The 15,471-nt window shown below is 67.6% G+C and carries 13 protein-coding genes and 2 pseudogenes; 10 read left to right on the top strand and 5 right to left on the bottom strand.

All coding sequences use genetic code 11. The features are described from left to right. Positions 1-22: 22 nt before the first annotated feature. Positions 23-1,069, top strand: a complete 1,047-nt coding sequence (locus tag PVZ72_RS22190; RefSeq protein ID WP_187981258.1) for an alpha/beta fold hydrolase — start codon at positions 23-25, stop codon at positions 1,067-1,069. A 9-nt stretch (positions 1,070-1,078) separates the two neighbouring features. On the opposite strand, the gene PVZ72_RS22185 is transcribed toward PVZ72_RS22190, so the two are convergent. Next, positions 1,079-1,579, bottom strand: coding sequence for a GNAT family N-acetyltransferase (locus PVZ72_RS22185; RefSeq protein ID WP_133861392.1), 501 nt, complete (start codon positions 1,577-1,579; stop codon positions 1,079-1,081). 180 nt (positions 1,580-1,759) lie between these two features. Between PVZ72_RS22185 and PVZ72_RS22180 the strand changes: the two genes are divergently transcribed. Next, positions 1,760-2,317, top strand: coding sequence for a carboxymuconolactone decarboxylase family protein (locus PVZ72_RS22180; RefSeq protein ID WP_273863027.1), 558 nt, complete (start codon positions 1,760-1,762; stop codon positions 2,315-2,317). A 13-nt stretch (positions 2,318-2,330) separates the two neighbouring features. Here PVZ72_RS22180 and PVZ72_RS22175 read toward each other — a convergent pair whose 3' ends face one another. Further along, positions 2,331-3,500, bottom strand: a complete 1,170-nt coding sequence (locus tag PVZ72_RS22175) for an MFS transporter (protein ID WP_273863026.1) — start codon at positions 3,498-3,500, stop codon at positions 2,331-2,333. Between the two features lie 96 nt (positions 3,501-3,596). Here PVZ72_RS22175 and PVZ72_RS22170 point away from each other — a divergent pair, with 96 nt between their 5' ends. From PVZ72_RS22170 to PVZ72_RS24395, 4 genes and pseudogenes are all read left to right on the top strand, one after another. Next, positions 3,597-4,490 (top strand): LysR family transcriptional regulator, encoded by an 894-nt coding sequence (locus PVZ72_RS22170; RefSeq protein ID WP_208693927.1) that lies wholly within the window; start codon positions 3,597-3,599, stop codon positions 4,488-4,490. Positions 4,491-4,674: 184 nt separating this feature from the next. Then, positions 4,675-6,087, top strand: coding sequence for a sugar porter family MFS transporter (locus PVZ72_RS22165; RefSeq protein WP_187980316.1), 1,413 nt, complete (start codon positions 4,675-4,677; stop codon positions 6,085-6,087). 153 nt (positions 6,088-6,240) lie between these two features. Continuing rightward, positions 6,241-7,329, top strand: a pseudogene (locus PVZ72_RS24400) (cache domain-containing protein); the annotation flags it as partial. Between the two features lie 87 nt (positions 7,330-7,416). Then, complete coding sequence (locus PVZ72_RS24395) at positions 7,417-8,184, top strand: methyl-accepting chemotaxis protein (RefSeq protein WP_372240067.1); 768 nt, start codon at positions 7,417-7,419, stop codon at positions 8,182-8,184. Between the two features lie 300 nt (positions 8,185-8,484). On the opposite strand, the gene PVZ72_RS22155 is transcribed toward PVZ72_RS24395, so the two are convergent. Beyond that, a complete protein-coding gene (locus PVZ72_RS22155; protein WP_273863025.1) occupies positions 8,485-9,921 on the bottom strand; it encodes a dihydrolipoyl dehydrogenase in 1,437 nt (478 codons plus the stop codon). A gap of 234 nt (positions 9,922-10,155) precedes the next feature. Between PVZ72_RS22155 and PVZ72_RS22150 the strand changes: the two genes are divergently transcribed. Together PVZ72_RS22150 and PVZ72_RS22145 are read left to right on the top strand one after the other, a co-directional pair. After that, positions 10,156-10,677 carry a hypothetical protein gene (locus tag PVZ72_RS22150; protein ID WP_187980319.1) on the top strand — a complete coding sequence of 174 codons (522 nt, stop codon included), beginning with the start codon at positions 10,156-10,158 and terminating at the stop codon, positions 10,675-10,677. 351 nt (positions 10,678-11,028) lie between these two features. Next, entirely contained in the window at positions 11,029-12,081 is a 1,053-nt protein-coding gene (locus PVZ72_RS22145) for an acyltransferase family protein (RefSeq protein ID WP_187980320.1), read from the top strand. Positions 12,082-12,100: 19 nt separating this feature from the next. Here PVZ72_RS22145 and crcB read toward each other — a convergent pair whose 3' ends face one another. Next, on the bottom strand, positions 12,101-12,478 hold the full coding sequence (gene crcB / locus PVZ72_RS22140; protein ID WP_187980321.1) for a fluoride efflux transporter CrcB: 378 nt from the start codon (positions 12,476-12,478) through the stop codon (positions 12,101-12,103). 12 nt (positions 12,479-12,490) lie between these two features. After that, positions 12,491-13,660 (bottom strand): Na+/H+ antiporter NhaA, encoded by a 1,170-nt coding sequence (gene nhaA, locus PVZ72_RS22135; RefSeq protein ID WP_187980322.1) that lies wholly within the window; start codon positions 13,658-13,660, stop codon positions 12,491-12,493. 257 nt (positions 13,661-13,917) lie between these two features. Here nhaA and PVZ72_RS22130 point away from each other — a divergent pair, with 257 nt between their 5' ends. Both PVZ72_RS22130 and PVZ72_RS22125 read left to right on the top strand, forming a co-directional pair. Next, positions 13,918-15,081, top strand: coding sequence for an HPP family protein (locus PVZ72_RS22130; RefSeq protein ID WP_187980323.1), 1,164 nt, complete (start codon positions 13,918-13,920; stop codon positions 15,079-15,081). A gap of 106 nt (positions 15,082-15,187) precedes the next feature. Beyond that, positions 15,188-15,471 (top strand): annotated as a pseudogene (locus tag PVZ72_RS22125) (DUF4398 domain-containing protein); the annotation flags it as partial.

Raw genomic sequence — 15,471 nt, 5'->3', positions numbered from 1 at the left:
CACGGCCACCCTGTACTCGGCCATGACCTTCCTGCTGCTGCTGACCACCCTGGGCGTCAAGGCGGACGAGCCACCCAAGCCGGTCGAAGGCGACTTCGTGGTGCCGCGCTTCACCTTCCATACCGGTCAAACCCTCGACGACTTCCGCCTGCACTACCTGACGCTGGGCAAGCGCGGCAATCCCGTGGTCCTGGTGCTGCACGGCACCGGCCAGCAGGCGGCGGCGATGCTGAGCAAGGATGTCGGCGGTCAGTTGTTCGGTCCGGGCCAGCCGCTGGATGCGAGCAAGTTCTTTATCGTGATTCCGGATGCGATCGGCACCGGTAGCTCGACCAAGCCGTCGGATGGCCTGCGCGCCGCCTTTCCCCATTACAACTATGCCGACATGGTGCAGGCGCACTACCTGCTGCTGACCCAGGGGCTGGGGATAGAGCACCTGCGGCTGATCATCGGCAATTCGATGGGGGGCATGCAGACCTGGCTGTGGGGCGGCCTGCACCCCGGCTTCGCCGATGGCCTGGTGCCCATGGCGGCGCAGCCGACGGAGATGGCCGGCCGCAACTGGATCATGAGGCGCATGCTGGTGGAGTCCATCAGGCAGGACCCGGCCTGGAACCAGGGCAATTACCAGTCCCAGCCGCCGTCCCTGCGCCTGGCCAAGACGATGTTCGAATTCGCCACCAGTGGCGGCACCCTGAACTACCAGGAGATCGCCGGCACCCATGCCCAGGCGGATGCGCTGGTCGACAAGCGCCTGGCGGCCTCGGTGGCCGTCGACGCCAATGACTTCATCTACCAGTGGGAGTCCTCGGCCGACTACAACGCCGAGCCGGGGCTGGCCAAGATCAAGGTGCCGGTGCTGGCCATCAACGCCGCGGATGACGAGCGCAATCCACCGGAAACCGGCCTCATGCAGGCAGCGCTCAAGCAGGTGCCGAGTGCCCGCTATCTGCTGATTCCGGGCAGCGCCGACACGCGCGGGCACGGTACCACCGGGCTGGCCAGGCTCTATGCGGCGGAGCTGGCGCAATTCGTCGCTAAGCTGCCCAGCGTCCCTGCCGGGCGCTAGGCCCCTGGCCTAGAGCGGAGTCGTTTCTTCCTGGTAGATCCGCAGCCCGCGCGCCTGGTAGTTGGCCAGGGCGGCCGGGTGATCCAGGGTGCAGGTGTGTACCCAGACGCGCTCGGTGCCCACCCAGTCCCAGGCGCAGCGGAGGGCGTGGCTGAGCAGCGGACCGCCGAAGCCGAGCCCCATGAAGGCGCCGGCCAGGCCGAAGTAGCGGATCTCCACGTTGCGGCCATCCGGGCGGTACAGCTCGTAGTAACCGGCGATGGCACCGCGGTGATAGGCGACCCAGGTGCGGTGCCCCTCCTGCTCCACCAGTTCGCGCCACTGCGCCTCGCTCCAGCTGTCGAGATCGCTCCAGTCCCAGGCCTGGCCGACCAGGGCATAGAGAAAGCGGTTGAGTTCGGGTTGCGGCACCTCGCACTCGACGATCTGCAGGTCGGGCCGTGGCGGCTTCTCGCGCAACTCGGCCGAAGACGTCATTTCAAGGTAGAAGGTGGTGCAGGTCCGGTCCATCGCCAAGACTCCCTGGAAAAGGTCAGCGCCGATTGTGACCAGACCCGGGGGTGCGCTGCCAGTCTGATTGCGACCCTTGGCAAGACTGTTCGAGCGCGGCAGCGCGACCTTGCCCTGGGGGTCCGAGGTGGTATTGGATGAGCCAACCGAGCTGCCCGCTCCCTTTCGAGGATCACTGCCATGCCCCTCTCGTCGCGCCTGACGCCCCTGTCCGACCAGAACACCACGCCCGAGCAGCAGCGGGTGCTGGACGCCATCCAGAGCGGCCCGCGGGGCAATCTCGACGGTCCTTTCCTGGCCTGGGTGCACAGCCCGGCGCTGGCCGATCACGCCCAGCGGCTGGGCGCCTTCTGCCGCTATGGCACCCGGCTGGACCTGCGCCTCACGGAGCTGGCGATCCTCACCACCGCGGCCTGGTGGCGCTCCCAGGCGGAATGGCAGATCCATGAACCCATCGCCCGCCAGGCGGGCCTGGAGGACGTGATCGAGGCGCTCAGGCTAGGCGCCGTGCCAGCCTTCGAAACGCCCGCGGAGACCTGTGTCCATGCCATAGGCGTCGCGCTCTATGACACCCGGCGGATTCCCGAGGATCTCTATCGCCAGGGGGTGGCGCTGTTTGGTGAAGCGGGAATGGTCGAACTGGTGGGCGTCTATGGCTACTACAGCCTGGTCGCCATGACCCTCAATGCCTTCGCGGTGGATCGGGGCGGCGATACGCCCCGCCCCTTCGCCGAATGACGCCGACGCGGCCCTAGGCGGCCACCGCCGCAGCGCCGGCCCGACCGCGCCAGGCCAGGACCAGAGCCATCGCCAGGCCCAGGGCGGCCATGCCGGCGCCGGCCAGGGAGATCGCCGGATAGCCGAGACCGGCATCGATCACCGCGCCGCCCAGGGCCGCGCCGAGGGCATTGCCCAGGTTGAAGGCACCGATATTGACCGCCGAGGCCAGGTTGGGAGCGTCTTTGGCGGCTTCCATCACGCGCATCTGCAGCGGCGGCACCAGGGCGAAGCTGGCGATGCCCCAGACGAGGATGGCCACGGCGGCCGCCAGCGGCCAGCGCATCAGCACGCTGAAGGCCAGCAGCACCACGATGAGCACGCCCAGAGAGGCGATCAGGGTGCGGTCGATGGATTTGTCCGCCGCCTTGCCACCCCAGAGATTGCCCAGGGTCAGGCCGACGCCGAACAGCACCAGCATGGCGGTGATGAAGGCGGTGGAGCCATGGGTCTCGCGGGCGAGGATGGGCGCGATATAGGTGAAGACGGTGAACATGGCGCCCGAGCCGACCACGGTCAGCCCCAGGGCGGCCAGCACCGGCGGGCGACCCAGCACGCGGATCTCGGCCAGCACCCCGTCGCTCGGTGGCAGGGCCACGTTGGGCAGGGCGAACCAGAGCGCGGCCATGGTCAGCAGGCCGAGACCGGCGATGCCCCAGAAGGCCTGGCGCCAACCGAGCAGTTCGCCGAACCAGGTGGCCAGGGGCACGCCGCCGATGGTGGCCAGGGTCAGGCCCATGAACATGGCGGCGACCGCCCCGGCGCGCTTGTCCGGGGCGACCACACTGGCTGCCACCAGGGCGCCGACGCCAAAGAAGGCGCCATGGTTGAGCGAGGTCACCACCCGGGCGATCAGCAAGCTGGTGTAGTCGGTGGCCAGCGCCGACATCAGGTTGCCCAGGGTGAAGATGGCCATCAGGCCGATCAGCAGATGACGGCGCGGAATGCGGCCGGTGGTCAGGGTCATCAGCGGCGCGCCGATCAGCACGCCCAGGGCATAGGCGCTGATCAGGAGGCCCGCCGCCGGGATGGAGACGCCAAGATCGGCGGCGATGCCGGGCAACATGCCCATGGGCGCGAATTCGGTGACGCCGATGCCGAAGGCACCGGTGGCCAGGGCCAGCAGGGGTGGATTGATACGCATGGGAAGGACTCCTTATCTATGCCGTGAATGCTAAGCTCCTCGTTCGAACGCCGGTAGACGGCGGTTTTGGCATGCACCTTTGCCCTGGAGTCACAAGTGGATCTCAATGGTCGCTCGGGAGAGATGGCGGTGTTCGCCCAGGTGGTGGCGGCCGGCAGCCTGTCCGCTGCCGCCAGGGCCCTGCGCCTGACGCCTTCGGCGGTGAGTCGCTCCATCGCCCGCACCGAACAGCGCCTCGGCACGCGGCTGTTGTTGCGCACCACCCGGGCCATCACCCTCACGGCCGAGGGCGCGGCCTATCTGCGCGCGGCGCGGCGCATCCTGGCGGACCTGGCCGAGGTGGAAGACGCCATCGCCGACCAGGGCGTGCCCAGAGGACGACTGAGGGTCAGCGCCGCCCTCGGTCATGGCCGCATGACCCTGGTGCCGCTGGTGGCGGCCTTCAGCACGCGCTATCCGGATATCGTCGTGGACCTGGCGCTGGGCGACGAGGTGGTGGACATCCTCGCCGGCCAGGCCGACGTGGCGATCCGCTTCGGCCAGTTGGCCGACAGCCCCCTCAGCGCCCGCCCCATCGGCGTCACCGGGCAGGTGGTGGTGGCCTCGCCCGCCTATCTCGCCCGCCACGGCACGCCCCAGGTGCCGGAAGACCTGCTCGACCACAACTGCCTGAGATTCAACTTCCGCCGCGCCCTGCCCGACTGGCCCTTCGTCCGTGACGGCCAGGCCTTCGCCCTGAAGATCAGCGGCAACATCGAATGCAACAGTGGCGAGGCCCTGGCCCTGCTCGCCCGCGAAGGCGCCGGCATCGCCCGCATCGGCGAATTCAGCGTGGCCGAGGACCTGCGCAGCGGCGCCTTGGTGCCGCTGCTGGAGGCCTGGAATCCGGGCGATCTGGAGCCCATCCACGCGGTGTTCGTCGGCGGCTCGACCATGCCGGCGCGGGTCCGGGTGTTCGTGGATTTCCTGGTGGAGCGGCTGGGCAGCTGAAGGTGCGCGGCGCGCCCGGCCGGCCCACCTCGGGAACTCCAGCCGGCATCCCTGCCCTAACCCCCCACGCCCGCATCCATGGCGCCCCTTCGCTGACTCGCAACGCTCCAATCGTTCGCTTCGCTGGCCTGAGGGCGCCCCGTTCGCCGGTCCCTCTCGTGTCTTGCCAGGATCCCGCTCTGCCATGTCCGCTTCCGCTTCCCCCGCCGTCGACCCCGACCAGAAGGCCTCGGCCCGTCGGCTGATCTTCATTACCGTGCTGGTCGCCACCATGGGCGCCCTGGCCTTCGGCTACGACACCGGCATCATCGCCGGCGCCCTACCCTTCATGACCCTGCCACCCGACCAGGGTGGCCTGGGCCTCAACGCCTACACCGAGGGGCTGGTGACCGCCGCCCTGATCGTCGGCGCGGCCTTCGGCTCGCTGGCGGCGGGTTATCTCGCCGATCGCTACGGCCGCCGCACCACCCTGCGCCTGCTGTCGATCCTCTTCGTCGTCGGCGCCCTGGGTACCGCGGTGGCGCCCTCGGTGGAGCTGATGGTGGTCGCGCGCTTCGTGCTCGGCCTGGCGGTGGGCGGCGGATCGGCCACGGTGCCGGTGTTCATCGCCGAGATCGCCGGGCCCAAGCGCCGCGGTCGCCTGGTGAGTCGCAACGAGCTGATGATCGTCAGCGGCCAGCTGCTGGCCTATGTGCTCAGCGCCCTGCTCGCCTGGCTGGTGCACGACAACGGCATCTGGCGCTACATGCTGGCCATCGCCATGGTGCCGGGCATCCTGCTGTTCGCCGGTACCTTCCTGCTGCCCACCTCGCCGCGCTGGCTGGCGGCCAAGGGCCGCATCGAAGAAGCCGAAGCCGTGCTGGAGCGCCTGCGCGACACCCCCGAGGAGGTCGAGCGCGAGGTCCAGGAGATGCGCGAGAGCGAGGAGCAGGCCAGGCATCGCCCACCCCTGCGCGAACTGCTCGGCCAGGACTGGGTGGTCAAGTTGCTGCTGCTGGGCATCGGCCTGGGCTTCGTCGCCCAGTTCACCGGGGTCAACGCCTTCATGTACTACACCCCGATCATCCTCAAGAGCACCGGCATGGGCACCAGCGCGGCCCTCACCGCCACCATCGGCAATGGCGTGGTCTCGGTGATCGCCACCCTGCTCGGCATCTGGGCCATCGGCCGCGCCGGACGGCGCACCCTGCTGCTGATCGGCCTGGTGATCGTGGTCGTGGCGCAACTGGCGCTGGGCAGCGTGCTGCTGTGGCTGCCGCAGAACCTCACCCAGAGTTACCTGGCGCTGGCCTGCATCCTGGTGTTCCTGCTGTTCATGCAGATGTGCATCGCCCCGGTCTACTGGCTGCTGATGTCCGAGCTGTTTCCCAACCAGGTCCGTGGCCTGCTGACCGGGGTGGCGGTGGCCGTGCAATGGCTGTGCAACGCCACCGTGGCCTTCAGCTTTCCGGTGGCCCTGGAAGCCATCGGCAACTACACCTTCTATGTATTCGCCGCCATCAACCTGGGCTCGCTGGTATTCGTCTATTTCTGCCTGCCGGAGACCCGCGGCAAGTCTCTGGAAGAAATCGAACGCCATCTGAAGAAAGAGCTATAGCGGGTCGTTAGCCGACCGATCGGCGATTTTCCGGCTTGCTGCGGACCGAATGGAATAATTTTTCATTCCGTATCAAGTCGGACTTATCCAAGCCGATGCAGAGTGAAGGCATGTTGCCGTCACTCTTCGCGCAGCGCGCGACCGGGGCTTTCGATGAACATCAAACAAAAACTCACCTCGCTTTTCGCGGTAACCGCCTGCCTCCCGGTGATCCTAGTGGCGGGCGTGGTCATCATGAACGTGCGCAGTCAGGCCACCGGCGACTTCCTCGACGGCAGCGGGCGCGAAATCCGCCAGATCGATCGCAACATCCAGCAGTTCTTTGCCGGCATCCAGCAGAACGTCGACTTCCTCGCCAAGGAGCCGAACATCCTGGCCCTGGAGGGGCTGAAGAACTACAGCGGCGCCGATGCCGCCCAGATCCCGCAACCGGCAGCCGGCCAGCAGGCGCTGAGCTATTTCACCCGCTTCGCCAAGACCCACCCCACCACCGCCTACCTGTCGGTGGGCCTGGCCGATGGCGGCTACGTCAGCTGGCCGGACGACGCCAAGCTGGCCAACTACGATCCGCGCGTGCGCCCCTGGTACCAGGCGGCCATGAACAATCCGGGCAAGGTGGTGCGCACCCCGGCCTACTACTGGGCGACCGACGACGTCTCGCTGATGGGCGTGGTACGGACCATGGAAGACGCCAGCGGCAAGGTCCGCGGCGTGGTGGGCCTGGACATCTCGCTCAAGCAGCTCACCGACCTGGTCAAGAGCATCACCCTGGGCCAGAGCGGCTACCTGATGCTGGTGGAAGACAACGGCAACGTGCTGGTCGACCCCCGCGATCCCAAGCACAACTTCAAGCAGCTCAAGGAGCTGGGCGACGCCTACCAGACCCTCAGCGGCATCCAGAGCGGGCTGGGTGAGGTCAATCTCAACGGCACCGACTACATGGTCAACGTTTATCAGGCCAAGGACCTCGGCTGGAAATTCATCGGCCTGATCGAGCGCAGCGAAGTCATGGGTAAGGCCACCGCCCTGACCTGGCAGATCGCCGGCATCACCGCGGTGCTGGCGCTGCTGTTCGCCGTGCTCGGCGCGGCCTTTGCCGGCATGATCGTGCGGCCGATCCGCGGTGTCTCCGCCGGCCTGGAATCCATCGCCCAGGGCGAAGGCGATCTGACCAAGAGCCTGAACGTGCAGGGCAAGGACGAAACCGCCGCCCTGGCGGGCTGGTTCAACCAGTTCCTTGCCAGCATCCGCCAGCTGGTGCAACGCATCGGCCAGGCCTCCAACGATCTGCAGCAGGCCTCGCAGACCACCACCCAGGCGGCGGCCAGCATGAACGAGGTAGCCGGTCGCCAGCGCGAAGCCGTGGAGCTGGTCTCCACCGCCTTCAACGAGATGGTCGCAACCTCCAACGAGGTCGCGCGCTCCTGCAGCCAGGCCGCGGCCTCCGCCGACGCCGGTCATCACAAGGTGCAGGAAGGCTACGGCCAGATCGAGAAGGCCACCGGCAACGTCAACCGCCTCAGCGGCAGCCTGGCCCAGTCGGCCCAGGCCATGGCGGTGCTGGAGCAGGACAGCCACAACATCAACACCATCCTCGACACCATCCGCGGCATCGCCGAACAGACCAACCTGCTGGCGCTCAACGCCGCCATCGAAGCGGCGCGGGCCGGCGAGCAGGGGCGCGGTTTCGCCGTGGTGGCCGACGAGGTGCGGGCCCTGGCAAAGCGCACCGCCGACTCCACCGGCGAGATCGACGGCCTGCTCGGCAGTCTGGCGCGGCGCACCCAGGAGGTCACCCGCCAGATCGAGACCAGCCTGGAGCTGTCGCAGACCAGCGTGACCTCCATCAGCGAGGCGCGTGGCAGTTTCGAAGGCATCCGCCAGTCGGTGGACGAGATCCGCGACCAGGCGCTGCAGATCGCCGCGGCGGCCGAGGAACAGCATCAGGTGGCCGAGGACATCAACCGCCACATCGCCCAGATCCACGACGACGCCCAGCAGGTGGAAGGCCTGGCCCAGTCCACCACCCGCGACTCCTCGCGCCTGTCGCAACTGTCGGGCGAACTGGATGGCCTGGTAAGGCGCTTCAAGGCCTGATGGCTGTTTGGCGGTAGCAGAAGCCCCGCGGGTTATTCCGGCGGGGCTTTTTGTTGGGCGGGATTTCGGTGGCGCGTGGATAAGGCTGCGCCGTTATCCGCCCTACGGACGTTGAACCTACCCACTGCGCCGAACGGCCTCCTCTCCCCCTGGGAGAGGGCTTGGATGAGGGTGCCTCTAGCAAAACCGTAGCGTGGAAAACGGCGCAGCCTTTTCCACTGCTGGATCTGGCAACCCCGTTGGGCTTCGCTGCGCTCAACCCAGCCTACGACGCCACGACGCGGTCCCGATACACTCCCCTCAAGCTCCGGACGGCAAGCCCTGGTCGCGATCGCCACGCAGGCTGCTATGGGCGGCCTGACAAATCTCGCGCAGGCCGCTCTTGAGGCCTTCTTCGAGGGTGGGGTGGTAGAAGGGCATGTCGAGCAGCGAACTGGCGGTCTCGCCATGGATCAGCGCCAGCACCAGCAGATGGCCGATATGGTCCATGCCCGGCCCCACCATGGCCGCGCCGGTGAGCTTGCCGGTGCCCGGCTCGGCATAGAAACGGGCGATGCCCTGGTTGCGCGCCTCGACCCGGGCGCGGCCCTGGTCGTGGTAGGAAGAGGTGCCGATCAGACTGCCTTTGTCGGGCGGACTGCCCAGCACGGCCACCGGCGGATCGGTGAAGATCAGCGAAAACAGCGGCGACCTGGGGGTGGGTCGGACCTCGGGATAGCAGGCGGCATTGTGCCCGGCGATGGCGCCCTCGTCGGAGGCCTCATGGAGGATCGGCCGGTCGTGGTCGGCATCGCCGGCGATGAAGATCGACGAAGCGCCGCACTGCAGCGTCTCGGGGTCGTAGACCGGGGTGCCATGGTCGTCCAGCTCGATGCCGGTGCTTTCCAGACCCAGGCCCTTGAGCCGTGGCGGTCGCCCGGCGGCCACCAGCACGTAGTCGAACGCGCCCTCGCCGCTCGCCGCGCCGGACCAGGACAATCGCACGCCCTCGCCTTCGCGGCGGGCGTCCACCTCGACGTCCAGCAGCAAGGTCAGGTCCTGTTCCAGGATCTTGCGCAACTCGGCCTTGACCTCCAGATCCTTGAGCGCGCCCAGGCCATCGTCCTGGCCGAACAGGGTGACGGCCACGCCCAGACGGGCCATGGCCTGGGCCAGTTCCAGGCCCACCGGACCGGTGCCGATCACCGCCAGGGAGCGTGGCAGATCGGGCAGCTCGAAGATCGTTTCGTTGGTCAGCGCCCGCTCGCCCAGCGCGGCGAAAGGTTCCGGCACCAGGGGATAGGAGCCGGTGGCGATGACCACGCTGCGGGCACTTATAGTCTTACCATTGCTCAGTTGTAGACGATCCGCCGCCACGAAGCGCGCGGTGGCCTGCTGGGCCACGCCCGCGGGCAACTTGGCGAAACCCTGCTTGGTGGCGGCGACGAAATGGTCGCGCTCACGGCGTACCCGCGCCATGACCGCCGCGCCATCGACGCTGACGCTACCCACTTCGATGCCGAAGGTAGCAGCACGGCGGACGGCGTGATGAGCCTCACCGGCAACGATCAGCAGCTTGGAGGGCATGCAGCCCACGGAGGCACAGGTAGTCCCGGCCCAGCGATCGTCGATCAGCAGGGTCCGCGCGCCCTGGCGCCGGGCGGCGCGTTCGGCGGCGAGGCCGGCGGTTCCGGCGCCGATCACGGCGACATCGCAGTCGAGATCGGCAGAGCTGGAAGGGGCTGCGGGATCACTCATCTCATCACCTGACGTTGCGAAGGATTAACCCGACTCGCGCCAGGGCTCCAGCAAGGGACCCCAAGCGCAGCGTTGAGGTTGCATTCCCAAGGCGTGACCCACTTCGACAAAAAACCGACAATTCTTGTCAGGACTGTCAAATTCCATGCCACTCGTCACTTTATACTGGCGAACTGGAACCATTGAGGGTGTCCTATCCTCAATTAGCCAACTTAAATGGACGCAGGCACTCACATGGAACGTGACATCAGCAAGATTCCGCTCATCAACGATTGGTCCTACCTGATCGCCCTGGAAACCGGCCTGTTCACCCGTGGTGAACTCAGCGGCGTGGTACTCAAGGCCCTCAATGACCAGGCTCGTCTGCTCTCCCGTCGCTACCTGGTGCAGAAGTCCAAGCTGGATGTGCGCAAGCTGTCGCCGGCCGAGACCGAGATCCTCGATACCCTCAGCGACACCGCCGCCAGTCTGAGACGCCGCCAGCGGCTGCCGCACAACATCGTCAAGAGCCTCAGAGCCGGCGGCCTGATCGCCGCGGTCGAGCGCAGCGTCTGCGCCTCGGGCATCCTGCAGTGCCACAACGGCTTCTACGAAGACGGCCTGGAGCCGGGCGCCTTCGAACAGATCGTCATGCGCCATCCGCATGAATTCGGCGATCACGCCCGCCAGAGCGCCGCCCTCTATTTCGCCCAGGAACCCTTCGCCCTGGAACAGTCGCAAGACGTGCACGAACAGCCGCTGCAGGCCAGCGCCTGATGAGCGAGGCGTACGCAACGACCGGGGCGGCCGGGAGGCCCCAGACCCCGATCGCCTGCGCGCGCCTCGCCGCCCCCGTTCCTTCTTGCAGTACCGCTTTTCCGGAGTCCTGGCGCATGACGCCCGCTTTCGCGCCGCTCAGCCCCCCATAGCGCCCCTGCCCTCGCCGGCCGACCGATCGCGCTGATCGCGTCGGCTGTCGCCCTTTCGCTGCCGGTCCAGCCGGCAGCGGCCTTTGCCTGCGCGCGTCTCACGACGGGCGTTTCCGCCGATGCCGTCTGCGTCGCTGTCCGCCTGGAGTTCGCTCCCGGGCGGCGGCCGCGGCATGGGCCACGGCTGCGAGGAGCAGACATGACCACCGCTCACGTCCCCCACGGACGCAACAACTTCGATTTCCTGAGATTCGCCGCGGCGTCCACCGTGGTGATCGGCCATGGCTTCTGGCTCTCGGGACACATCGGCGCCGAGCCGATCCTCAATTTCACCGGCTTTACCGACGCGGCCAATATCGCCGTCTATGTGTTCTTCGTGATCAGCGGCTTCCTGATCACGGCGTCCTTCCAGCGCAGTCGCAATCCCCTGGACTTCATCCTCAAGCGCGCCCTGCGGATCTTTCCGGCGCTGATCGTCTCGGTGCTGTTCTCGGTGCTGGTGGTGGGCTGGCTCGCCACCAGTCGCGAGACGAGCGCCTACTTCAGCGATCGCCAGACCCTGGGCTTCTTCAAGAACATCCTGCTGATGACCCGCTTCGAGCTGCCCGGCGTCTTCACCGGCAATCCCTTTCCGGACACGGTGAACGGCAGTTACTGGACCCTGCCCTACGAGGTGTTCATGTACCTGTCGCTGCTGATCATCGGCGTGCTGGGGCTGCTGACCCGCTCGGTGGTCATGGCCACTCTGGTGGTGCTGGTGCTGGGCAACTTCCTGCTGCTGCCGCAGATGGGCGTCGCCAGTTTCGTGCTGCACAAGGTGTTCAGCCTGGGGATGTTCTTTTTCGCCGGCGCCCTGCTGCAACTCGCGGGGCCGCGCATCCCCTGGCGCCTGGATATCGCCCTGGCGCTCTGCCTGCTGTCGCTGGCGGCCATCGTCTGGCATATCCTGCCGGTGATCCACCTGGTGTCGCTGGCCTATGTGATCATCTACCTGGCCCAGGTGCAGGTACCGGTGCTGCACGGCTTCGGCCGCTTCGGCGACTATTCCTACGGCCTCTACCTGTTCAACTTCCCGGTCCAGCAACTGCTCATGCACTGGTTTCCCGACAGCTTCTCGCTGCCCGGCTTCCTGCTGGTGAGCTACGTCCTGACCCTGGGCTTCGCGGTGCTCTCCTGGCACCTGATCGAGGCGCCGGCGCTGAGATTCAAGCCGCGCCGCCAGGCCCCGACCGCGCCGGTGGCACCGGCCTGACCCCGGATGGCCGGTCGCCTCAGCCGAGGCGACCGGCGAGGGCGAAACCGGCCAGGGTCAACAGCAAGGATCCCAGCACATGGATGGTGATGGTGAGCGCCGCCCAGCCCAGGCGACCGCTCTGCAGCAGCCCCACCACCTCGGCGGAAAAGGTCGAGAAGGTGGTGAAACCGCCGCAGAAGCCGGTCACCAGCAGCAATCGCCACTGGGCTTCCAGCCCCGGATAGCGGGAAAACAGTCCCAGCGCCAGACCGATGACGAAGCCGCCGACCAGGTTCACCAGCAGGGTGCCCAGGGGCAGCAGTGGGAACAGCGCATTCAGCCGCAGGCCGACCCACCAGCGACAGGCGCTGCCCAGAGCACCGCCAACCATCACCGCGAACAGCGCATAGGGCATCTCAGGTTCCTCTCAACGACGGCGGGCGGCCAGGAGCAGGACGGCAATGCCGGCCAGGGCGGACAGCAGCGACCCCAGCAGCACGCCGATCTTGACCTCGTCGACCAGGAAGGGCGCACCCGGAAAGGCCAGGGCACCAATGAACAGACTCATGGTAAAGCCAATGCCGCAGAGTAGCGCCACGCCATAGAGCTGTAGCCAGCTGGCACCTTCGGGCAGTCGCGCCAGACCGCTGCGGATGGCCAGCACCGCCATCAGCGTGATGCCTACCTGCTTGCCGAGAAACAGCCCCAGGGTCACACCCAGCGGGACCGGATCCAGCAGGTTGGCGGGCGACATCCCGGCCAGGGACACCCCGGCATTGGCGAAGCCGAACAGGGGCACGATCAGAAAGGCCACCCAGGGGTGCAGCGCGGACTCCAGCCGGAGCAGCGGCGAGGCATCGTCGGCCTCGGTATCGCCCAGCGGAATGAACAGCGCCAGGATCACCCCGGCCAGGGTCGCATGGATGCCCGAGCGCAGCATGCAGAACCACAGCAGCGCCCCGACCAGCAGATAGGGCAGCAGGGCGGTGACCTTGAGGCGATTGAGCAGGAACAGCACGGCCACCAGACCGGCCGCGGCCAGCAGCATGGTGGTGGAGAGGTCGCTGGTATAGAACAGCGCGATGATCAGCACGGCGCCGAGGTCATCGAGGATCGCCAGCGCCGAGAGAAACACCTTGAGCGATGCCGGCACCCGCGAACCCAGCAGCGACAGCACACCGAGGGCGAAGGCGATGTCGGTGGCGGCGGGAATGGCCCAGCCGGCGAGCGTCTGGGAGTCGTGGCGATTGACCAGGGCATAGAGCAGCGCCGGCACCAGCATGCCGCCCAGGGCGGCGAGACCCGGCAGGGCGCGATCGCCCCAGCTGGCGAGTTGGCCGACCGCCATCTCGCGCTTGATCTCCAGCCCCACCAGCAGGAAGAAGATGGCCATCAGGCCGTCGTTGATCCAGTGACCGAGCGAAAGGCCACCCACATACCAGTGCAGACTGGCGAAATAGCCGTCGGCCAGCGGCGAGTTGGCGACGATGAGGGCGATGGCCGCGGCCACCATCAGCACGATACCGCCGGCCGCTTCGGCGGCGCAGAAGCGATTGAGAAAGGCCAGGGCCTTGGCGGGGGAAGGCAGAGGTGACATGGGCAGCAGGACTCCGCGCGGCGGCCCGACCTGCGCTCGATTCAACCTGTCCTACCGCACGATTGCGGCGACACCCAGCCGATAATCCTACTACGGCAGCGCGGGTGGTCGCAGCAGAAAATCGCCTCACGGTGGCGGGCGCTCTGGGACGCCGCCTGGCCGCTTGCGGTGGCGGCCCGCGGTCTTCGCCGGTATTGCCAGGGCTCCGTACAGGGAGGACCATCAGCGCCCGCGTTCTGCCCAGCAGTTGCTAGCCCATGCCCCAGGAACCCCTTACGCCGTCTCCCTCCCTCTTCGCCCGTCTGCTCCAGGGCCTGCGTGCCTTCTGGCCAGCGCCCTTGCCCATCGACGGTCGCGAACGCCTGCGCGCCAGCCTGGGCGCCGGCCTCGGCATCCTGCTCGCCGCGCTCCTGGCGGCCTGGTGGCTGGAAGGCCAGCCGGTGCATCAGCATGGCGCCCTGGCGCTGGCCCTGGTGGCGCCGCTGGGCGCCAGCGCCGTGCTGGTGTTCGCCCTGCCCTCCAGTCCGCTGGCGCAGCCCTGGTCGGTGGTGGGTGGCAATACCCTGTCGGCGCTGATCGGCATCGCCTGCGCGCTGTGGATTCCCGAAGCCAACCTGGCCGCCGCGGTGGCGGTTGCGCTGGCCATCGCCGCCATGTTCACGCTGCGCTGTCTGCACCCCCCGGGCGGCGCCTCGGCGCTGCTGATGGTGCTGATCGGCGCCCAGGATTTCAGCTATGCCTGGAGTCCGGTGGCGCTGGACTCGCTGCTGCTGGTGAGTGCCGGCCTGCTCTACAACAACCTGACCCGGCGCCCCTGGCCCCATGTGCCACGCCCGGCCGAGCCGAGCGGCGAGACGCGCCTGCAGCGCGCCGACCTGGACGCCGTGCTGGCGCGCTACAACCAGGTGCTGGACATCAGCCGCGACGACCTCGCCGAATTGCTCGAACAGGTGGAGGCGCGTGCCTACCAGCGCAAGATGGGCGAATTGCGCTGCGCCGATGTCATGAGCCACGAACCGGTGACGGCCCGTGCCGAGATGCCGCTGCAGGAAGCCTGGGCGCTGATGCGCGCCCGCCGCATCAAGGCGCTGCCGGTGGTGGATCGCCAGGGCCATCTGCTGGGCATCGTCACCGTCGCCGACTTCATGCGGCAGATCGACCTGGACGTCCACGAAGGCCTCGGCTGGCGCCTGCGCTCGCTGGTCCGGCCGAAGGCCCGCCAGGACGAAAACAGCGTCGGCCACATCATGACCCGCACCGTGCGGGTGGCCAGCGCCGACCGCCTGCTGATCGACCTGGTGCCGGTGTTTTCCGAGAACGGCCACCGCCACATCCCCATCATCGATGGCTCGCGCCGCCTGGTCGGCATCATCACCCAGTCGGATCTGATCCGGGCGCTGTACCAGGCGGTGCGGGCCTAACCGCATTCAACTGCCCTCGGCTGGGGCTCTGCAGCGAACCTCGCCGCGTTTTCGCCGTCTCAAAAGCACTGTCGCCCATTCCGGGCGACCTGCCAGGAATGTTCGGATGAAAACCGGTCCCTCTCGCGCCTCCCCGTTCTCCGCGCCTCGTGCGCTGCTCGCCAGCCTGGTCCTGGGCGGCGGTCTGCTGCTCGCGGGCTGCGCCGGCAATCCGCCGACCGCGCAGATGGCCGTGACCCAGTCGGCCGTCAACGAAGCCGTGAGCGGCGGCGGCAACCAGTTCGCTCCGATCGAGACCAAGTCGGCCCAGGACAAGTGGACCCAGGCCCAGGCGGCCTTGTCCAACGAGAAGTACGACGAAGCCAAGCAACTGGCCGAGCAGGCCGAGTG

This window comes from Pseudomonas sp. LA5 (assembly GCF_028640825.1).
In the GTDB taxonomy this organism is placed as follows: Bacteria; Pseudomonadota; Gammaproteobacteria; order Pseudomonadales; family Pseudomonadaceae; genus Chryseomonas; species Chryseomonas aestiva.
The sequence above is the reverse complement of the archived record's forward strand: the minus strand, read 5'-3'. Positions and strand labels throughout refer to the sequence as shown.